The sequence below is a fragment of the Streptomyces sp. NPDC002076 genome, from assembly GCF_053593835.1.
On record NZ_JBSFDI010000026.1, the window covers coordinates 1 to 20,119 of the forward strand.

At 72.6% G+C, this 20,119-nt stretch carries 18 protein-coding genes; 7 read left to right on the forward strand and 11 right to left on the reverse strand.

What is annotated here, in order from left to right:
- Positions 1 to 168: 168 nt before the first annotated feature.
- The 3 genes from ACWCQS_RS37900 to ACWCQS_RS37910 form a co-directional block, all read right to left on the reverse strand.
- On the reverse strand, positions 169 to 600 hold the full coding sequence (locus ACWCQS_RS37900; RefSeq protein ID WP_450981803.1) for a DUF7144 family membrane protein: 432 nt from the start codon (positions 598 to 600) through the stop codon (positions 169 to 171).
- Positions 601 to 641: 41 nt separating this feature from the next.
- Entirely contained in the window at positions 642 to 1,109 is a 468-nt protein-coding gene (locus ACWCQS_RS37905) for an SHOCT domain-containing protein (protein WP_451008701.1), read from the reverse strand.
- Positions 1,110 to 1,230: 121 nt separating this feature from the next.
- The gene (locus ACWCQS_RS37910) at positions 1,231 to 1,797 is read right to left on the reverse strand and encodes an HdeD family acid-resistance protein (protein ID WP_451008803.1); all 567 of its coding nucleotides are present in this window, start codon (positions 1,795 to 1,797) and stop codon (positions 1,231 to 1,233) included.
- A gap of 306 nt (positions 1,798 to 2,103) precedes the next feature.
- Here ACWCQS_RS37910 and ACWCQS_RS37915 point away from each other — a divergent pair, with 306 nt between their 5' ends.
- Complete coding sequence (locus ACWCQS_RS37915; protein WP_451008702.1) at positions 2,104 to 3,513, forward strand: DUF2252 domain-containing protein; 1,410 nt, start codon at positions 2,104 to 2,106, stop codon at positions 3,511 to 3,513.
- Between the two features lie 32 nt (positions 3,514 to 3,545).
- On the opposite strand, the gene ACWCQS_RS37920 is transcribed toward ACWCQS_RS37915, so the two are convergent.
- The 6 genes from ACWCQS_RS37920 to ACWCQS_RS37945 form a co-directional block, all read right to left on the reverse strand.
- A complete protein-coding gene (locus ACWCQS_RS37920; protein ID WP_388626712.1) occupies positions 3,546 to 3,743 on the reverse strand; it encodes a hypothetical protein in 198 nt (65 codons plus the stop codon).
- A gap of 103 nt (positions 3,744 to 3,846) precedes the next feature.
- Positions 3,847 to 4,365, reverse strand: coding sequence for a hypothetical protein (locus ACWCQS_RS37925; protein WP_451008703.1), 519 nt, complete (start codon positions 4,363 to 4,365; stop codon positions 3,847 to 3,849).
- Positions 4,366 to 4,381: 16 nt separating this feature from the next.
- Positions 4,382 to 6,010 carry an MFS transporter gene (locus ACWCQS_RS37930; RefSeq protein ID WP_451008804.1) on the reverse strand — a complete coding sequence of 543 codons (1,629 nt, stop codon included), beginning with the start codon at positions 6,008 to 6,010 and terminating at the stop codon, positions 4,382 to 4,384.
- Between the two features lie 98 nt (positions 6,011 to 6,108).
- Positions 6,109 to 8,721 carry a LuxR C-terminal-related transcriptional regulator gene (locus ACWCQS_RS37935; protein ID WP_451008704.1) on the reverse strand — a complete coding sequence of 871 codons (2,613 nt, stop codon included), beginning with the start codon at positions 8,719 to 8,721 and terminating at the stop codon, positions 6,109 to 6,111.
- A 233-nt stretch (positions 8,722 to 8,954) separates the two neighbouring features.
- The gene (locus ACWCQS_RS37940; protein ID WP_451008705.1) at positions 8,955 to 10,160 is read right to left on the reverse strand and encodes a hypothetical protein; all 1,206 of its coding nucleotides are present in this window, start codon (positions 10,158 to 10,160) and stop codon (positions 8,955 to 8,957) included.
- Positions 10,161 to 10,865: 705 nt separating this feature from the next.
- Positions 10,866 to 11,774 carry a YhjD/YihY/BrkB family envelope integrity protein gene (locus tag ACWCQS_RS37945; RefSeq protein WP_451008706.1) on the reverse strand — a complete coding sequence of 303 codons (909 nt, stop codon included), beginning with the start codon at positions 11,772 to 11,774 and terminating at the stop codon, positions 10,866 to 10,868.
- A gap of 266 nt (positions 11,775 to 12,040) precedes the next feature.
- Between ACWCQS_RS37945 and ACWCQS_RS37950 the strand changes: the two genes are divergently transcribed.
- From ACWCQS_RS37950 to ACWCQS_RS37960, 3 genes are read left to right on the forward strand one after another with little or no spacing between them, the layout of a single operon-like run.
- Positions 12,041 to 12,499 (forward strand): DUF6325 family protein, encoded by a 459-nt coding sequence (locus ACWCQS_RS37950; RefSeq protein ID WP_451008707.1) that lies wholly within the window; start codon positions 12,041 to 12,043, stop codon positions 12,497 to 12,499.
- Between the two features lie 50 nt (positions 12,500 to 12,549).
- Complete coding sequence (locus tag ACWCQS_RS37955; protein WP_451008708.1) at positions 12,550 to 12,888, forward strand: SHOCT domain-containing protein; 339 nt, start codon at positions 12,550 to 12,552, stop codon at positions 12,886 to 12,888.
- A gap of 32 nt (positions 12,889 to 12,920) precedes the next feature.
- Positions 12,921 to 13,325 (forward strand): DUF4186 domain-containing protein, encoded by a 405-nt coding sequence (locus tag ACWCQS_RS37960; RefSeq protein WP_451008709.1) that lies wholly within the window; start codon positions 12,921 to 12,923, stop codon positions 13,323 to 13,325.
- Between the two features lie 56 nt (positions 13,326 to 13,381).
- On the opposite strand, the gene ACWCQS_RS37965 is transcribed toward ACWCQS_RS37960, so the two are convergent.
- Positions 13,382 to 14,944: a M1 family metallopeptidase gene (locus ACWCQS_RS37965; RefSeq protein ID WP_451008710.1), complete on the reverse strand. Its 1,563-nt coding sequence runs from the start codon at positions 14,942 to 14,944 to the stop codon at positions 13,382 to 13,384.
- 258 nt (positions 14,945 to 15,202) lie between these two features.
- Between ACWCQS_RS37965 and ACWCQS_RS37970 the strand changes: the two genes are divergently transcribed.
- The gene (locus ACWCQS_RS37970) at positions 15,203 to 17,422 is read left to right on the forward strand and encodes an NADP-dependent isocitrate dehydrogenase (protein ID WP_451008711.1); all 2,220 of its coding nucleotides are present in this window, start codon (positions 15,203 to 15,205) and stop codon (positions 17,420 to 17,422) included.
- Between the two features lie 176 nt (positions 17,423 to 17,598).
- Here the strand turns inward: ACWCQS_RS37970 and ACWCQS_RS37975 are convergent, their stop codons facing one another.
- Entirely contained in the window at positions 17,599 to 17,940 is a 342-nt protein-coding gene (locus tag ACWCQS_RS37975; RefSeq protein ID WP_451008712.1) for a DUF5713 family protein, read from the reverse strand.
- 82 nt (positions 17,941 to 18,022) lie between these two features.
- On the opposite strand from ACWCQS_RS37975, the gene ACWCQS_RS37980 reads away from it, so the two are divergent.
- Positions 18,023 to 18,802, forward strand: coding sequence for an N-formylglutamate amidohydrolase (locus tag ACWCQS_RS37980; protein ID WP_451008713.1), 780 nt, complete (start codon positions 18,023 to 18,025; stop codon positions 18,800 to 18,802).
- A gap of 91 nt (positions 18,803 to 18,893) precedes the next feature.
- A complete protein-coding gene (locus tag ACWCQS_RS37985; protein ID WP_451008714.1) occupies positions 18,894 to 20,117 on the forward strand; it encodes a cytochrome P450 in 1,224 nt (407 codons plus the stop codon).
- The last annotated feature ends 2 nt before the right edge of the window (positions 20,118 to 20,119 follow it).

Sequence of the window (20,119 nt, forward strand, 5' to 3'; positions counted from 1 at the left end):
AGAGCACGCACCTACTGCATACATCAGCCGCTCCGCGGCGGGCGCGAGGCCCGCCCTCCGGGCGGACGGCGGGAGTTCGACGACAGGACCTGGGCCGCGTCCGCGCAGGCCGGCCCGCACGACCCGGTGCCACTCCGTGCGGGGCCGGTCGTGCGGGCCAGGACGCTGTTACGGGCTCTCGGCGGGTTCCCTGCCCTGGACCACGCACAGAGCCCAGATGATGAACCCGGACAGCGCGATCATCACGACGGACCACACCGGGTAGTACGGCAGGGACAGGAAGTTGGCGATGATCACCAGTCCGGCGATGCCCACGCCGGCGACGCGTGCCCACATCGACGGTGTGAACAGGCCGAAGCTGACGATCACGGCGATCGCGCCCAGGACCAGATGGATCCAGCCCCAGCTGGTGAGGTTGAACTTGAAGACGTAGTTCGGTGTCGTCACGAAGACGTTGTCCTGGGCGATCGCCATGATGCCCCGGAACACGCCGAGCAGCCCGGCGAGCAGCAGCATGACGCCCGCGAAGGAGGTCAGGCCACCCGCCCAGGCCTGCTTGGCGGTGCGGGTATGGGCATGGGCGCGGGGTGTCGTGGTCATAGGGGGCCTCGATTCGTTCGTGTCGTTCTCGTGGGCGCGGGTCAGCGCCCGGAGGAGGCGTGGAGGTTCTCGGAGCGCCGGGCCGCGCCGGCGTCGCTGAGGACCAGTTGCTTGGCCCTGCGGAACTCGTCGTCGGTGATGTCACCGCGGGAGCGCATCTCGGAGAGCTTGGCGAGTTCGTCGGCGCTGCTGGTGCCGGTCCCGCCCTGCGCGGTCTGCCGGACGTAGGACTCGAAGGCCTCCTGCTGGGCGCGCGCCTGTGCCACCTCCCGCTCCCCCATGCCCTTGCCGCGGGCGATCAGATAGACCAGGACGCCCAGGAAGGGCACCACGACCACGAAGAGCGTCCAGCCGGCCTTGGCCCAGCCGCTCATGCCGTCGTCACGGAAGACGTCGACGATGACCCGGAACAGCAGGACGAACCACATGATCCACAGGAAGAACACCAGCATGGACCAGAAGACACCCAGCACCGGATAGTCGTACGCGAGGTAGTTCTGCGCGCTCATGTCTTTCCTCCATCCAGGGCACCGGCTCGCGGGGGTTCGCCGGGCCGGTCTCCGCCGTTCTCACCATGCACACGCTCGGAGCGGCACGTCCTCACCCGAGGCGGGTGATCGTGCGCCCGGGTCAGTCCATCGGGCCGGGAACGCCGGGCAGCGCCCCGCTCCTGCGCACCGCGGCCCGCCACGCGAAGGCGACCGCCAGCTCGACCAGGCCCAGCAGCACGAGCCACAGACCGAGCAGCCGGGTCAGCGCCCGCGCCGACTCGGCGGGCAGCGCCAGCACGGCGATCCCGGCCACGATGCCGAGCAGCGCGGCACCCAGGACGACGCCCCGGTGCGGCAGGTCCCTGGCGGCGATCCCCGTGGAGAGGGTGAGCAGGCCGGACACCAGCCACACGAGCCCGACGACCAGCGTCAGCGCGGTGATGGTCTGCAGCGGATGGCGCAGGCAGAGCACGCCGGCCAGGACGTACAGCACCGCGACCAGCAGTCCGGGCAGCCGGTCTCCGTGGTTCTCCCGCGCGAACGCGGTCACGAACCGGATCGCGCCGCCGAGCAGCAGATAGAGGCCGATGAGGACGGCGAGGACATGCAGCGTCTCGCCCGGCCAGACGAGGACCAGCACGCCCGCCGCGAACGTCACGATCGCCGACGCCAGGATCCAGGTCCAGGAACGGGCGATCACCGTCATGGCCTGTGCGGCGCCGGTGCCCGTCTCGCCGGGCGGATACGACAGCCCGGCCCGCGGTTCCTGTCCACGCGGTTCGGTCATGGCTCCTCCTCGCGCGCTCGGCGCGGGCCGCGTACGGACTGCCCGCGGCCCTGGAGCCGACAGCATTCCCGCGGCGGCCGGTGCGCCGGATCACCCGCCGCGGGTGATCCCTCCGCCCGGACCGGGCGGTGGGGTGGAGCGGACGGGCCCACGGCCCGTGTTCCCCGGTCGCCGCGAGAGCCGGCAGGCGGCGGGAGGCAGGCCGCAGGACCAGGAGGGTGGATCATGACCGCACCGAGTGCCGACACCGTCGCCTCGTCTCCGGCCGAACGGGCGGCCTGGGGCAGGAGGGCGCGCAAGCGCGCGCCGCGCTCGGGCCACGGCGTGTTCGAGGCCGCGCCGGACCGTCCGGACGTGGTCGACGTCCTGGAGCGTCAGTCGGCCACGCGCGTACCGGAGCTGGTGCCGATCCGCTACGGCCGCATGCTCGAATCCCCCTTCCGCTTCTACCGTGGCGCGGCGGCGGTCATGGCGGCCGACCTGGGCCGGCTGCCCGGCACCGGGCTCCAGGTCCAGTTGTGCGGGGACGCCCATCTGCTGAACTTCGGGCTGCTGGCCTCGCCGGAGCGGCATCTGGTGTTCGACATCAACGACTTCGACGAGACGTTCCCGGGCCCGTTCGAATGGGACGTCAAGCGGCTGGCGGCCAGTCTCGTCGTCGCTGCGCGGAACAACGGCTTCACGGCGAGGGAGCAGGACGACGCGGTGCGCGCCTGCGTGCGGGCCTACCGGGAACGGATGCGGGATTTCGCCGGCATGCGCACCCTGGACATCTGGTACGCCCGGGACGACGCCGACCGGATGCGCCACCTGCTGGCCGCCTCGATGGACGAGGAGAGCAGGCGTCGTACGGCCGAGGCGGCCGCCCGCGCCCGTTCCCGGACGCATCTGCGGGCCTTCGCCAAGCTCACCCGGCTCACGCCCGAGGGCCGCCGGATCGCCGCGGATCCTCCGCTGCTCACCCCCCTGCGGGAGCTGCGGGGCGCGGCCTCCGCCGGTGAGCCGGACAAGGAGCTCCAGGCGCTGCTGGAGTCGTACGCGCGCACCCTGCCCGCGGACCGGCGGCACCTGCTGCGGCACTACCGGCTGGTGGACATGGCGCGGAAGGTGGTGGGCGTCGGCGGTGTCGGCACCCGGTGCTGGATCCTGCTGCTGCTCGGCCGCGACGACGACGATCCGCTGCTGTTGCAGGCCAAGGAGGCCCAGGAGTCGGTGCTCGCGGCGTACACGGGCGGCGAGCGGTACGACAACCAGGGCCACCGGGTGGTGGCCGGGCAGCGGCTCCTCCAGGCGGCCAGTGACATCTTCCTGGGCTGGACGCACGTCGTGGGCCTCGACGGGTGCGACCGGGACTTCTACGTACGGCAGTTGTGGGACTGGAAGGGCAGCCCCCGGCCGGAGACCTGGGACCCGGATCTGCTGAACCTGTCCGGCCAGGTGTGTGGAGCCGCCCTGGCGCGGGCCCATGCGCGGTCCGGTGATCCCGTCGCCATCGCCGCCTATCTCGGCGCCGGGGACCGCTTCGACCGCGCGCTGACCGGGTTCGCGCAGGCCTATGCCGACCGCACCGAGCGGGACTTCGAGGCGCTGGGCGAGGCGGTGCGCTCGGGCCGGATCGCGGCGGCCGATCTGTGAGGGACGGCCGCTCGGACGCCGGCGAGCGGCTCTCACTCGGGCAGCTGCCGCATCTCCACGACCCGAAGTCCCAACGACTGGCACCGGTTCAGCAGCCCGTACAGATGCGCCTCGTCGATGACGGGACCGAACAGCACCGTCTGACCGGACATCGTCACATGGTCCAGCTCAGGGAAGGCCTTGGTCAGGGTCTCCGACATGTGTCCATCGACGCGGATCTCGTAGCGCATGTGCCGTTCTCCCGCCGCGGGCCTGCTGCGGTCTTGTCCCCGATCCTGCTCCGCACGGCCGCACCGGGCCTCACCCGGCGCAGGTGATCCGGGGGCCCGGGCCTCAGTGCGTCAGGGCGATCTTGAACGTGGTGATCGCCAGGCCGAGCAGCAGATTGACCGCGGCGGTGCCCGCCACCAGCCGCCAGGACGCACCCGCCTGCCGTGCGCCGGCCGCGGACCAGCCCACCTGACCGGCCACGGCGACGGCGACCGCCAGCCAGACCGCGCCGTCGACGCCCAGGCCGAGCAGCGGGCTGACGGCGACGGCGAGGGCGGGCGGGACGGCCGCCTTGACGATCGGCCACTCCTCCCGGCACACCCGCAGGACGGTCGGCCGGTCCAGCGCCTGTTGTGCCAGACGGGCGCCGAACAGCTGGGCGTGGACGTGCCCCACCCAGAAGACGAGGCCGGTGAGCAGCAGCAGGACGACCAGTTCCACGCGGGGGAACTTCCCCAGCGCGCCGGCGCCGATCACCACCGACGCCGCGAGCATCGATCCGTACACGGCACCCGTGTAGTCGGCGTGGGCTCGGCGCTCGGCACGGCGTTCCCGGGCCTCGGTGCGGCCGGTGGGGGACATCGCCCTGCCTTCGTGCTCACTGCGTGGCACCGGCCACTCCCGCCGATGCGCCACCCTTCGCCCCCTGCGGCCGGCGGGCCGGCGCGGTCGGCAGGTGCGGAGTGGCGAGGAGGCTCGCGAGCGTGATGCCTCCGGTGGCGAGGATCGCCGCCTTCAGACCGTCGAGTTGTGCCGAGGCGTACGCGGAGGTGAGGGCGTCGACCTCGGACGGTGGCAGTCCGGCGCGCTGGGCGGCCACGCGCACCTGGTCGGTGGGCACGAAGCTGATCCCGGCCTGCAGGGCGACACTGGTCTGCTGCTTGGTCTGGGCCGACAGCTGGGGGTGGCTCTCCACCCCGGCGGTGAACGCGTGCGCCAGCGCGCCGATGAGCATCGACCCGATGAGCGCGGTGCCCAGCGCCGAACCCAGGTTCTGCGCCGTGAACTGCAGGCCGCCGACCTCGCTGCGCTCGGCCTCACCGGCACTCGACTGGACGACGTTGCCCAGCTGGGAGGCGAGCAGCCCCATGCCGATGCCGAGCACCGCCATGGCGCCCGCGAACTGTGCATTGTCGATCTTCGGTTCGATGGTGGCGAGCAGCCACACGATGGACACGGCCAGCGTCAGCAGGCCCAGCCGGACGACCCGGCGCGGCCCCATGGTGCGGCCGAGCCGGGCGGCTCCGAGGGAGGTGACCAGCATCGTGACGGACACCGGCAGCAGCCGCAGCCCCGTCTGGAAGGCGTCGAATCCCTGGACCACCTGCAGGTACAGCGGGATGGTGAAGAACAGTCCGAGCAGGATCAGGTTCTGGCTCAGCAGGGTGAGCAGACCGGAGCGCAGGGGCGGCCGGCCGAACAGGGACAGGTGCACCAGGGGGTCGGCGCCCGCGGCCTCCCGCCTGCGGTCCCAGCGCACGAACAGGGCCAGTACGGCCACACCTGCGGCGACGACGAAGAGGGTGGGCGCGAAGCCCAGAACGGTGAAGGGCGGGTTGCGCGGGTGCACCCAGCCCCAGGTGCTGCTCTGCAGCACACCGAGCACGCCGAGCCCCAGTCCGCCCGCCGAGAGCACCGCGCCGACCACGTCCAGCCGGGGCGGCGGTCCGGTCCGTTCGGCCTCCTTGATCACCCGGTGGCACAGCAGGACGACGAGGACGACCACGACCTCGCCCGCGAAGACGAGCCGCCAGGTCAGATACGTCGTCACCCAGCCGCCCAGCAGCGGGCCGACCGCGATGCCGGCACCCGCCAGTCCGCCGATCACGCCGTAGGCGACGGCCCGTTCCTTGCCGCGGTAGGCCTCGGCGACCAGGGCCGCCATCGCGGGCAGCACCATCGCGGCGCCGAGTCCCTCGATCACCGACCAGCCCAGGGCGAGCACCCACAGGGTGGGCGCGAGGGCGGTGAGTGCCGAACCGGTGCCGTAGACGATCAGGCCGAGCAGGAACAGTCGGCGGCGCCCGTGGATGTCGCCGAGCCTGCCGCCGATGATCATGAAGGCGGCCATGACCAGCGCGTACAGCGTGATGACGGCCTGGATGGCGGTGACCTCGGTGTGGAAGTCCTCGACCAGCCGGCTGATGGAGACGTTCATGACGGACGTGTCCAGGACCATCAGGAACTGGGCCGTACCCAGCACCATCAGAGTGCGCCAGTGTCCCATGGTGTCCACCGCCTCGCCGCGTACTCCCGTCACTCTCAGGGGAGCGTGCGGTGCCGCCGCGCGCCTCACCCGTCACGGGCGAGACGCCCGGGTCCCGGTCAGATCAGTCCGTGCTCGCGGGCCCGGCGCACCGCCTCGGCGCGCCCGTTCACACCGAGTTTGCGGTAGGCGCTCTTGAGGTGGGTCTTCACCGTGTTGACCGAGACGTACAGGTCGGCGGCGATCTCCTCGGTGGACATCAGGTCGGCCAGCCTGCCCACGACCTCGCGTTCGCGCCCGCTCAGCTCCTCGACGACCGGGGACGAGGGGTCCACGGCCGTCCCCGGACCGCCGGGCGAGGCCCGGCCGGACGCAGTGAGCCAGCCCGCGGCCAGCCCCTGCAGCGGCGGCGTCTCCAGCAGGTGCCGGATGCGCGGTCCGGCTTCGAGGAAGGGGCGCCGCAGCCGTTCCCGCCGGGCCTCCCGCAGGGCCTGGGCGAGCAGTGTGCGCGCGGAGGCGACGTCGGAATCCTGAGCGGCCTCGGCGCGCACCAGCGCGGCCCGGACGATCGCTCTCGGGCCGGTGCGGCCCTGCGTCCGCATGCGGTCGAGCAGTTCGATCGCCGCTTCGCGGTCGCCCGCGGCGAACCGGGCCCAGGCCAGCTCCGCCGCGCACCCGGGATCGTCGTCGCAGGAGACGTCGTCGAGCACCTTCAGGGCGCTGTCCGGGCGCCCCTCGGCCAGCTGGGCAGCGGAGGCGACCAGCGCCGTCTGCGCCGCCGCCCAGGGGGAGGCCACCAGGGCCAGTACGCCGAGGTCGGCCGCCGCCGCGGCGGCCCGTGACTCACCCCGCGACAGCAGCAGCCGTGCCGTCGCGAGGGCCCGGCCGGCGGCCGTCACCGGATCGGCCGGGGTGCCCGATTCGGCCACCTCGTCCAAGAGGGCCTGGGCCTGGTCCGGTTCGCCGCGATCGACAGCCACGGCCGCCAGCACCAGTCGGCCGAGGCCCGAGCCGCAGGACCGGGGGCGGCCGAGGCCGTACTTCTCCGCTTCCCGCAGGGCCGCCCGTGCCTTGCGCTCCGCCGGGCACAGCCGGCCGTTGAGGTAGTCGATCAGCGCCAGCTGTGCGAGGGAGTCCTCGCGTGGCAGCGCCGTGGAGACACCGCTGGGGAATCCGGCCACCTCGGACAGCGCGGCACGCGCCTCCTCGAAGCGCCCGGCCCACAGCCGGGCCGAGCCCAGATGGGTCAGCAGCAGGGCGGTGAACTCGGGGTGCTTCTCCAGCAGGTGGGCGGGGACCTCGCCACGCAGTTCCCCGGCCGTCGTCACGGCCTGCTCGGCCATGCCGGGCGAGCCGGTCAGCCGGCCCGCCAGGGACTGCAGCAGCGCACAGCTCAGCCGGCCCGCGGGGTCCGTCTGCGCGGCGAGGCGCTCCTCGGCGCGGCGCAGATGGACCAGCCCGCGTGCCACGTCGTACTCGGACAGTTCGCACGCGGCGCGCACGAGGTCGGCCGCCGCGGTCGTCGCCTCGGGTCCCATCCGGGAGAACAGCTCGGCGAGGTCGCTCGCGCGCAGGCCGGTGAAGAGCTGGCCGATCGCCAGGTCGTCGACGAGGGCCTGAGCGGTGAAGTTCCAGTCGCCCGCGGCGGCGCCTTGCGCCAGTGCCTCGGGCAGGGCGCCGGAGTCGCGCAGCCACCGCGCGGCGCGCCGGTGGAGTTCGGTCTCCAGCCCCGGTGAGCGGACCCTGAGATGGACCCGGAGGATCTCGCCGAACAGCGGGTGCAGGCGGTACCACGAGTGTCCGAGGTTCTCCACGAACGCGTTCTGGCCGTGCAGTTCGGCGAGGGCCTGTTCGGCGCCGTCGCGCCCGGTCAGCTCCGCCACCAGTGCCGGGGTGAACCGCTCCACGACGCTGACGCGCAGCAGGAGGTCCTGGGTGCGGGCCGGCTGCCGTTTCAGCACTTCTGCCAGCAGGAAGTCGGCGATCGGGCTGCGGCCGGCCTCGAAGTCCTTCAGATACGTCTCGGGGTCCGGGCTCTGCCGGGCGGCCAGGGCGCACAGCCGCAGCCCGGCGGCCCAGCCCCTGGTGCGCTCCACCAGGGCACGGGTGGCCGCCGTGGGAAGCCGCAGCCCGTGCAGGTCCAGGAGCGCGGCGGCCTCGTCGACGGTGAAGGCCAGCTCGGCGTCCCGGATCTCCGTCATGGCCCCGGCCGCCCGGTAGCGGTGCAGCGGCAGCAGCGGCTCGGTGCGGGTGACGAGGACCAGGCGCAGCCCCTGCCCGGCGTGGTGCAGGACGAACTCCAGCTGTTCCGCGGTCCGTGCGGAGGTCACCCGGTCGAACTCGTCCAGCACCAGGACGACGGGCCGCTCCCGCCCGCTCAGTTCGCAGGCGAGACGGGCCAGCAGCTTGTGGTCCACGCGATGGGCCTCGCCGGGGCAGCCGAGGTCGGCCGGGAGCGGTACTCCGGCGGCCCGCAGGGCCTGGAGCACATAGGCCCAGAAGACTCCGCAACCCTGGTTCCCCGCCTCGTCGGTGAACCAGGCGACCGGTTGTCCGAGCCGGGCGGCCCAGTCCGCGACCAGCAGGGTCTTGCCCGCGCCGGCCGAGCCGTTGACCATCGTCAGGGGAGTGTCGAAGGCCTGGTCGAGGCGTTCGGCGAGCCGCGGGCGGCGCAGGAACGTGACCGGCGTGGCCGGCAGGGCGAACCGGGTCTGCAGAAACGGCTCGCCCAAGGGATCGACGGGTGTGACAGCCGGTCCCCTCGTCTGCTTCTGCCGTCTGGTCACAGGGTCACCGCCCTGTCGTCGGGCTTGCGGAGCGGGCTCCACCCGATCAGGATCCCAGCTTTCCGGCCCGCCCGCAGATCGCGCAGGGCCGGCCGGCCCTGTGCACGCCTTACCGCACCGCGCCCGAAGGTCCCGGGGACGGGGCCGCGGCCGTCGGTCGGCTGCGGCGCGTGCCGCCGTCAGTGCCGGTCGCCCGCCGGACCCGGCTTGCCGCGGGCCGCGTCGAGCTGGACGCGGCCCGCGGCCGCCAGCAGCGTGAGCACCGCCAGGACGGCGAGCAGTACGAGGACCAGCAGCAGGACGGTGAGCACCGTCGGATGGTTCCAGAGCGCGAAGACGAGCGCGACGATCAGCAGGGCGAGCAGCGTGACGGCCCGGCGGTAGGCCAGCGCGTACGCGCCGACGCGCCCGGCGCTGATGTGATGGCCGGCCGCCCAGCGCGCCGCGGAGTCCGCCGTGTGGTCGGAGTAGCCGCGGACGGCCACGGGCAGTCGGCCCGGACCGACGAGATAGGCGCCCAGGGCGATGACGACGCCCAGGACGATGGCCGTACGCAGGCTGACCCGCAGAAAGCGCAGCAGGGTGTCGAAGACGGCGGCCGCCGCGGCCCTCGACTGCACCTGGGGCGGCAGGTGGTCGAGGTAGTAGGCGCGCGCCACGACCAGGCCGACGGCCACCACCAGGCAGGCGAAGGCGGCGCCCAGCGCGGTGCGCGCCAGGGCCCTGCGCCGGTGGCGGGCCAGGAACACCCCGGCGGCGCCGAAGAGGACGACGAGCACCGGGAACCAGTTCCCGACGATGTCCAGGAGGTGGGCGCCCTTGCGGAACTTGGCGAGTTCGTCGGAGTGGAACAGCACCAGTTGCTTGTTCACCTGCGGGATCCTGGCGGCGGGTTTCAGGCCGGCGTCGACGAGTTCGTTCTTCACCCGGTCGACGGCGGTGCCCACGTCCAGGGTGACGGTGCCGTCGCTGACCCCGAACGCCCCGCGTCCCTTGCCGGTCAGGGCGTGTACGACGGCGTTGTGGGCGGCGCGGTTGGCGCCCAGCCACACCGTGGCGAAGGCTTGGCTGTGGACGACGCGGGTGGCGATCCTGGTCACGGCCGTGTCGACGGCGGAGTCGATCTGCGGTCCGAGCCGGCTGATCGCGTCGGCGGCGAGCGGCGGCAGGCCCTGGGACTGCAGCCAGTGGGCGATGTCCCCGGCGACCCGTTTGCCGTCGACGTGGGCTCCCACCGCCTCGGTGATCCGGTGGACCGCCGCGTCCTGGACGGCGGGGTCGGTGGCGAGCGGCGCGACCGTGGACACATAGCGGTCGGTGTCGAGCGCGATGTCGTGGACCCAGGTGGCGAGCAGCGCGACGGGTACGAGGATGCAGGTCAGCACGATGAGCACGGCCGAGGCGGCGCTGCGCCCGACGCGCCCGGCGCCGGAGCCCGCGGGGCGGCCCGCCGGCGGCCCGCCACGGCCCGACGCGGGTGGCACCGGGTAGGGCCGCTGCGGGTCCGGACCCGGCCGGCCCGCCTCGCCGCCCGGCCGGCCCGACCGCTCCGAGCCGCTGCCCGGCTGGCCCGAGCCAGGATCCGGCTGTCCCGAGCCGCTGTCCCGCCGGTCCGAGCCAAGATCCGGCCGATTCGAGCCGCTGCCCGCCCGGCCCGAGCCCGCATCCGGCCGATTCGAGCCGCTGCCCGCCCGGCCCGAGCCCGCATCCGGCCGGCCCGAGCCTCCATCCCGCCCATCCGAGCCCGGCTTCGCCCGGCCCGAGCCGCTGTCCGGCCGGTGCGCGGCCGCGTCCGGCTCCTGCCCGTCCTCCGGGCGGTGCGCGGCGGCGTTCCGGCCCTTCGCATCCCCCGGCCCATGCCCGGCAGCATCCCGACCCTGCGCATCCCCCGGCCCATACCCCGCGGCATCCCGGCCCCGCGCATCCCCCGGCCTGGGCGGGTCCGGGTCCGGTGGCTGCGGGGCGGGCGGCTTGGTCACGGGACCTCCGGCGGGTGGTGTGCCTAACATCCCCATTGCGTCAGCCTCGTGGCCACTGCGCGCCCCGGGTGGACCGGACGGGCGACATCGCACCCCCAAAAAAGCGAGGCCTCACGAGTCCTCCGCCGCACGGTCGCGCCGCGGAGGCGGGCTGCCGAGGCGATCCGCCAGGAAGGGCTCCTGCGCCAGTACGGCGCCCACGCTGACGGCGACGGCCGCGGCGACGCACACCACGATCAGCCAGGACAGAAGCACGAACACGGACCCCACGGGGCCGTAGTCGGCGAGGGCGCGGTCGAGGGCCCGCGGCATGTACACGCGCGCGGTCACGGCCAACGCGGTGAGGACGGTCGCCGTGATCAGTGCGCCCGGCAGCAGGGGCTTCCAGCCGACCAGACCGCCGAGCAGCAGATGCTGGGTCCACCACCACAAACCCACCTGGCTGATCCAGGTGAGGGGGATGCCGAGCCAGACGCCGGCCCCGAAGCCGTCACGCAACGGGCCCTGGAGCACCAGGACTCCGACCCACAGGCCGAGCCAGGCCAGCCACCGCCAGGGGGCGATCCGGGTTCCGGTGCGCGGGATCTCCCAGGCTCGCTTGCACAGGCGTTGCATCGCCCGGCTGACGGCGGTGGCCGACAGCAGCACCATCAGTCCGCCCACCACACCGGTGGTCTGCTTCAGGTCGCCGGACGTGGGCTGCAGCGCCCGCTCCAGCTCGGCATGCGTCGCGTCCGTCAGCCCGAAGAGCGCTGTCACCGATGCGACCAGCTGGTGGCGCACCGCCTCCGGGGCATACGCCGCGATGACGAACAGCAGGGGGACGGCGGTCAGGAAGCACTGCGCCGCGAGGCGCGTACCGGAGTCGAAGATGTTCACGGACACCATCCGGTCCGCGAGATGGGTGACCACGGGGAACCGGCTTTCCGCCCGCCGGTGCACCGATTTCGCCCAGGCGGTCAGCTTCCGAGCACGCTGTGCCGTCGCCATCAGGGTCCCGGTGGGCAACTCTGCGGGCACGGCCGGCCCCCGCCCGCTGACGGCACCCCGACGGTCGGCATGACATGGCTCCTTTCGCTGGGACCAGCGTGGAGCGCCGAGCGTCCCGCGGCACCCGGGGGTCGTCCGGTGGGTCGCTGCCCGCCGCCCGCCGCATATGCGGCCCCTCGCGCCCCGTGGTGGACTGGAGAGGCGACGGGGGGCGGCGAGCGTCGGCCGCGGGCCGCCGCCGGGGGGCGACGGGCGGGCGAGCGGTGCCGATCACCTGCGCCTCATGAGGAGAAGTCATGGACAGCGTCGAAGAGATGGGTCCCGTCGACTACCTGGTCATCGAGTTCCCCGGCAACCGAATGACGGGAGAGGCGTTCCCGCTGCTGGTCGATCTCGTCGACCGCCGGATCGTCCGGATCATCGACCTCGCCTTCGTGCGGAAGGAGACGGACGGCTCGGTCGTCGCACTGGAGTTGCAGGACCTCGGCGACGAGACGGATCTGACGGTCTTCGAGGGAGCCTCCGCCGGCGTGCTCGACCAGAGCGACCTCGACGAGGCGGCCAACGCGCTGGAGCCGGGCAACTCGGCCGCGGTGCTGGTCTACGAGAACCTGTGGGCCGCTCCCCTGGCCGGCGCACTCAGGCGCAGCGGGGCGCAGCTCGTCGCGAGCGGCCGCATTCCGGTGCAGGCCTTGCTGGCGGCGTTGGACGCCACGGAGGAGACGGTGCCGCCCGGCGGCTCCGCGGCCGTCTGATCCGGAGCGTCCCGCATCCCGCCGCATCGACCCTTGGGAGATGACCGAACATGCCCGGACTGCTTCGCGGGGTCGCCCGCACGGCCGTCGTCGCCGGTACCGCCACCGCCGTGTCCAACCGCGTCTCACGGCGGCAGGCCGGCCGGTGGGCGCAGCAGGACTACGAACGGCAGCAACAGTACGAGCAGCAGTACGCGCAACCGCAGTACACCCAGCCTCAGTACGAGCAGCCGCAGCAGGCGCCGCCCGCTCCCGCCGCACCGGCCGCCGCAGCCCCCGACGACATGACCGCAAAGATCGATCAGCTCAAGCAGCTGGCGGAGCTGAAGGCCCAGGGGGTCCTGACGGACGAGGAGTTCGCGAGCCAGAAGCGCCTGCTCCTGGGCTGAGCCGCGTCCCCACGACGTACGCTCGTAGCGGCATGACCACCTCGCCCGACTCGCGTTCCCTGGACCAGCGCCTCGACGCCCTCGCCCGGCAGCCGTTCCGGGCCGGGTTCCGGTTGCGCGGCCGGGACCGGGCGACCGCCGAGCTCAGGGGCCCGGCGACGATCCGGTGGCACGCCTACGACCTGATCGCCAGGCGGCTCGCGCCCGCCGAGCCGTACAAGGACGGCAAGCAGACGCCGTACCGCGGCCACCCGGTCTTCGTCGCCCAGCACGCGACGGCCACCTGCTGCCGTGGCTGTCTGGAGCGCTGGCACGGGATTCCCAAGGGACGGGAGCTGACCCGTGCCGAGCATGTGTACGTGGTGGACGTGATCTGTCGGTGGATCGAGCGGGAGTTGACGGGCGGGACCGGTCCCGGCCTCGCCCGCCGGCGCTGATCGCGGCGCCGGCCGAGAACGCCGCTGCCGAGAACGCCGCTGCCGGGAACGTCGCGTCAGAGCGTCGCGGAGTTCTCGTGCCAGTGGCCGCCGCGCCTGCTGTGCGGGGCCATGAGCGACGAGGTGACCGGGGTCACCGTCCAGTCCGGGTGGCCCGGCATGCGCGGGGTCTTCGTGCCGTACAGCCAGTCGCCCAGGAAGCCGGACTGGTCCTGGCCGGAGACCTCCGAGGCGACGGCGATGTAGTCGTCCGTGGTCGCGGAGGAGTTGCGGAAGAGGTCCAGGAAGGCGCGCTCAACGGCGTGGAAGACGTCCTCGCCGACCAGCTGGCGGAAGGCGTACAGGACGAGGACGCCGCCCAGATAGCGCTGGCTGTCGAAGAGGTTCGTGGCGTTCGGTGCGGCCACCGGGCCGGAGTCGTGGCGCCACTGGTCGCCGCGGGCGTAGGTGTCCTTCATCCGGGCCTCCATCGTGGTGAGCCCGAGGGAGTCGGTCCAGCCGCGCTCGTAGCGGTAGAGCAGCCCGTAGAAGTCGGCGTGTCCCTCGTTCAGCCACAGGTCGGCCCAGGTGGCGGGGCTGACCAGGTTGCCGAACCAGGAGTGGACCAGCTCGTGCATCATGTGCGAGCCGATCTTCTTCTCCTCCTGGAGCAGGAAGTTCGGCTTGTACAGGGTGAGGGTCTGCGTCTCCAGGCCGGTGAAGTCGAAGGCGTTCGGGTCGTCGGAGTTGCACGGCAGCAGGCCGTACGTCTCGAACGGGAAGGCGCCGAGGCGGTCCTCCAGCCAGGTCACCAGGCCGGGGGTGAGCGCGAGGGCCGGTTCCAGGGCGGCGGCGCGGGCCGAGGGGACCACGTCGCGCAGGGGCAGGCCGTGCGGCCCCTGCCGGTCCTTGATCGCATAGTCACCGACGGTGATCTGGACGAGTTCCGTGGCGATCGGCGAGACGGAGCGGTACGAGTACGCCGTACGGCCGCCGCTCAGGCTCTCGGTGCAGGTGAGCAGGCCGTTCGCGACCCCGCGCAGCCCGTTCGGGACGGTGATGCGGAACGTGAAGTCCGCCTTGTCCGAGGGGTGGTCGTTGCACGGGAAGACGGTGTGCGCGGAGTTCGGCTGCGGGCAGATCGCGAAGCCGTCGGGGGTGGGCACCCAGGCGGTGTGGGCCAGGGTGGCGCGGGGGTCGACGAAGTAGGTGACGACGACCGGGATCGAGAGCCCGGCGTCCAGCGGCGTGGTGGGCGTGATCCGCAGCTTCTCGCCCACCTGCGCGAAGGAGACGGCGGCACCGGCGACCTGCACGGAGCGTATGTCCAGGCCGAGGGCGTCCAGCGAGAAGCAGGTCAGCGGGCGGTCGGTACGGATCCTCAGGGCGGCGGTCGCGTCGACCTTCCTGGTCGTGGCGTCGTACGCGAAGTCCAGGGCGTAGGACGAGACCCGGTAGCCCTTGTTGCCCAGGGTGGGGAACACCGGGTCGTCGAGGGTCTCCGGGCCCGGGGCCGCCACGGCCGCGCGCGCCGCCGCCGTGCGCGCGGCCGGCGCCGGCGCGGAGGGACGCGCCTGGGCCGGTGCGCCCACCGTCAGTGCCGCCGCCGTCCCCATCAGCGCGGCCGCCGGGGCCGTCACTCTGCTGCGATATCTCATGGTCCGCCTTTGCTCGGGCGGCCCGGGTGGTCGGTCCGGCCGCCGGTCGATGACGATCACCCGTGGTCCGCGGGTGACGATCACCCGTGGTCCGCGGGTGATCGTTTGTCATGACCACCAAAGGCGGCTTCCGGTTGCGCCGACGCGCGACGCTTTCCGGCCGGGACCCCTGTCGAGCCGGACCCGATCACGAGATATCTTGATGTCGAGCAATGTTGCAGACGTGGAGCGGAGCACCCGGTGACTGACTCGACCATCATCTACACCTACACAGACGAGGCCCCGGCCCTGGCGACGCATTCGTTCCTGCCGGTGGTCCAGGCGTACGCCTCGCAGGCCGGTGTGCCCGTGACGACCCGGGACATCTCGCTGGCCGGACGCATCATCGCCCACTTCCCGGAGTACCTGAACGAGGACCAGCGCATCCCGGACGCCCTGGCCGAGCTGGGTGACCTGGCCAAGACCCCCGCGGCCAACATCGTCAAGCTGCCGAACATCTCGGCGTCCATCCCGCAGCTGCGCGCCGCCGTCGCCGAGCTGCAGGGCAAGGGCTACGCGCTGCCGGACTACCCGGACGACCCGAAGACCGACGAGGAGCGCGAGATCCGCGCCCGCTACGACAAGGTCAAGGGCTCCGCCGTCAACCCGGTGCTGCGTGAGGGCAACTCCGATCGCCGTGCCCCGGCCTCGGTGAAGAACTACGCCAAGACCCACCCGCACCGCATGGGCGCCTGGACCCCCGAGTCCAAGACCAACGTGGCGACCATGGGTGAGAACGACTTCCGCTCCACCGAGAAGTCCGTCGTCATCGCCGAGGACGGCGCGCTGAAGATCGAGCTGGTCGCCGAGGACGGCACCACCACCGTGCTGCGCGAGTCCGTGCCGGTGCTGAAGGACGAGGTCGTCGACGCCTCCGTCATGCACGTCGCCGAGCTGGAGCAGTTCCTCGCCGCGCAGGTCGCCCGCGCCAAGCAGGAGGGCGTCCTGTTCTCCGTGCACCTGAAGGCCACGATGATGAAGGTCTCCGACCCGATCATCTTCGGTCACGTGGTGCGCGCCTTCTTCCCGAAGACGTTCGCGAAGTACGGCGAGACCCTCAAGGCGGCCGGCCTCACCCCGAACGACGGCCTCGGCGGCATCCTCAAGGGCCTGGACAACCTGCCCGAGGGCGCCGAGATCAAGGCCTCCTTCGACGCCGAGATCGCCGAGGGCCCGGCCCTCGCCATGGTCGACTCCGACAAGGGCATCACCAACCTGCACGTGCCCTCGGACGTCATCGTGGACGCGTCCATGCCGGCGATGATCCGCACCTCCGGCCACATGTGGGGCCCGGACGGCCAGGAGGCCGACACCCTCGCGGTCATCCCGGACTCCTCCTACGCCGGTGTCTACCAGGCCGTCATCGAGGACTGCCGGGCCAACGGCGCCTACGACCCGTCCACCATGGGCTCGGTGCCGAACGTCGGCCTGATGGCGCAGAAGGCCGAAGAATACGGCTCCCACGACAAGACCTTCGAGGTCCCGGTCGCGGGCACGGTCCGCCTGGTCGACCAGGCCGGCACGGTGCTCATCGAGCAGCCGGTCGCGCAGGGCGACATCTTCCGCGCCTGCCAGACCAAGGACGCCCCGATCCGCGACTGGGTCAAGCTGGCCGTCACCCGCGCCCGCGCCACCGGCGACCCGGCGGTGTTCTGGCTGGACGAGAACCGCGCCCATGACGCGCAGCTCATCGCCAAGGTCCGGCAGTACCTGCTGGAGCACGACACCGAGGGCCTGGACATCCGCGTCCTGTCCCCGGTCGAGGCCACCAAGCTGTCCGTGGAGCGCATCCGCCGCGGCGAGAACACCATCTCCGTGACGGGCAACGTCCTGCGCGACTACCTCACCGATCTCTTCCCCATCCTGGAGCTGGGCACCAGCGCCAAGATGCTGTCGGTCGTCCCGCTGATGGCGGGCGGCGGCCTGTTCGAGACCGGCGCCGGCGGCTCCGCGCCGAAGCACGTCCAGCAGCTGGTCAAGGAGAACTACCTGCGCTGGGACTCCCTCGGTGAGTTCTTCGCGCTCGTCCCCTCCCTCGAGCAGTACGCGACGGCCACCGGCAACGCCCGTGCCAAGGTGCTCGCCGACACCCTCGACCGCGCCACGGCGACCTTCCTCAACGAGGACAAGTCCCCGACCCGTCGCGTCGGCGGCATCGACAACCGCGGCAGCCACTTCTACCTGTCCCTGTACTGGGCGCAGGAGCTGGCGCGGCAGACCGACGACGCCGACCTGGCCAAGGCCTTCGCTCCGCTCGCCGAGACCCTCGCCGCGAACGAGCAGAAGATCGTGGACGAACTGATCGCCGTCCAGGGCAAGCCGGCCGACATCGGCGGCTACTACCAGGTCGACAAGGCCAAGGCCGACGCGGTCATGCGCCCGTCGGCCACCTGGAACGAGGCGCTGGCGTCCCTGAGCTAGTGCCTGCGGCGCCAGTGCCTGCGGCGCCAGTGCCTGCGGCGCCAGTGCCTGCGGCGCCTGAACCGCCCTCGTGAGTGCCCCTCCGCCCCGGCCGGCAGCAACACCGGCCGGGGCGGAGGCATGTGCAGGGCGGCGGGGCAAGCAGATGCCCCGGGCGTGGAGTTGCCGGGCACCGCTCACCAGTCGCGGGTGGCGATCAGCTCCTCCACGTCCGCATCCTCGAAGCCGTAGGCCCGCGCGACGAACCAGAAATCGCCGCCTATCTCCTCGCGGGCCACGGTCTCGATCTCGCTGCCGGCCGCCTCGAACTCCGCTTCCAGTGCGTTGAATTCCTCGGTGGCGGCCTGCGTCAGCCGGTACAGCGCGGTCAGGTCGTCGGGCCGCTCGGCCTCGATCCGCGCACACAGCGCGAGCAGGATCGCCCGGCCCTTGTCCACGACGTGGTCCGGGAAGTACCCGTCCTGGTACAGCCCGTCAAGGAAGGCGTGCTCCGCCACCCTCGGGTTCCTGATCGGCATGCTCCGGTACCGCCCCTCGCTCGGTTGCCGATGTGACACCTTGATCCTGCACCAGACCACTGACAACGCCCCGGAGCCACCTGTGTCCTCCTTCGAACTCCTGCCCGGTGCCCCCGAGTCGCCCGTCCTGCTGCACGTGCCGCACTCGGCGCGGGCGATCCCCAAGGACGTGCGCGGCGGGATCGTGCTGGACGACGCCGCGCTGGAGCGGGAGTTGGACCACATCACGGACGCGCACACCGCCGAGCTCGCCGAGCGGGCCACGGGTCTGGCCGCCGTCACGCCATGGCGGTTCGTGAACCGGCTGTCCCGCCTGGTCGTGGACCCGGAGCGGTTCCCGGACGGGCGCGAGGAGATGACGGCCGTCGGCATGGGCGCCGTATACACGCGGACCACGCACCGGAGCGAACTACGGCCCGCGGACACCGATCCGGGGCCGCTGCTGGAGCGGTACTTCCGGCCTTACGCGCGGGCCATGACCGAGGCGGTCGCGCAACGGCTGGCGGCGACCGGGCGGGCCGTCGTCATCGACGTGCACTCCTATCCGACCCAGCCGCTGCCCTACGAGCTGCACGGCACCGGGCCGCGTCCGCCGGTGTGCCTGGGGACGGATCCCTTCCACACCCCGCCGGAGCTGACGGACGCGGCACGCAAGGCGTTCACGGACTGCGGCGGGATCGGACTGGACAGCCCCTTCGCCGGGACGTACGTGCCCCTGGAGTTCTACGGCACCGATGCACGGGTCACCGCCCTGATGGTGGAGATCCGCCGGGACACCTATATGGCGGAGCCGGGCGGACCGGCCGGCCAGGGACTTCAGCGGCTGGCGGGCGCGCTGGCCGAGCTCATGGACGCGGTCTGAAGCGCCTCAGCGGCACCCCAACAGGCGCCCGGCCCCCCACCTGGCGCACTCCGACAGGACAACGCCCCGCCCCCATACCAGTGTGGTGCGCATGACCGAGGAGACCACGCTCACCGGCCACGCCCCGCCGCCCGTACGGGACTGGCCCACACCCGACCTGGACGGAACGGACTTCGACCCGATCCTCGCAGGCCTGATGCGCGAGGGTCCGCTGACCCGGATCCGGCTGCCGTTCGGCGAGGGCTGGGCGTGGCTGGCGACCCGCCACGACGACGTGAAGCTGATCACCAACGACCCGCGCTTCAGCCGCGCCGAGGTGACCGGCCGCCAGGTGACCCGCATGGCGCCGAACTTCGCGCCCCGCCCGGGCTCGCTCGCCTGGGCCGACCAGCCCGACCACAACCGGCTGCGCAAGCCGGTCGCCGGCGCCTTCACGGTGAGCGCCATGAAGCGGCTGCGGCCCCGCGCGCAGGCGGTCCTGGACGAGCTGGTGGAGGCCGTCGTACGGGACGGGCCGCCGGCCGATCTGATGGAGCGGGTGCTGGAGCCGTTCCCGCTCACCGTGGTCAGCGAGGTGATGGGTGTGCCCGCCGCCGACCGGGCGCAGGTGCACGCCTGGACGCGCGAGATCATCTCCACCAACGGGGCCGAGGCGGCCGGCCGGGCCAAGGAGGGCCTGTACGGGTGGATCACCACGACCGTCCGGGCCCGCGCCCACAGCCCCGGCGAGGACGTCTACTCGATGCTGGGCGGGGCCGTGGCGCGCGGGGAGATCAGCGAGGAGGAGGCCGTCGGGCTGGCCGGCCCGCTGCAGATCGGCGGCGAGGCCGTCACGCACAACTGCGGGCAGATGCTGTACCTGATGCTGACCCGGCCGGAGCTGATGGAGCGGATGCGGGCGCGGCCCGAGGCCCGCGGTCCTGTGCTGGACGAGCTGTTCCGGTGGATCCCGCACCGCAGCTCGGTCGGGCTCGCCCGGATCGCGCTGGAGGACGTGGAGATCGCCGGCCACCGGATCGCCGCGGGCGAGCCGGTCTACGTCTCCTACCTCGCCGCCAACCGCGACCCGGCCGTCTTCCCGGACCCGGACCGCATCGACCCCGACCGCGATCCGAACCCGCACGTGGCGTTCGGCAACGGGCCGCACTTCTGCACCGGCACGCTGCTCGCCCGGCTGCAGACCGAACTGCTGGTGGACACCCTGCTGGACCGGCTGCCCGGGCTGCGGCTCGCGGTGCCGGCCGAGGACGTGCGGTGGCGGCACAGGACAATGATCCGCGGGCCGCGGACGCTGCCCGTGACCTGGTCCGTGTGACG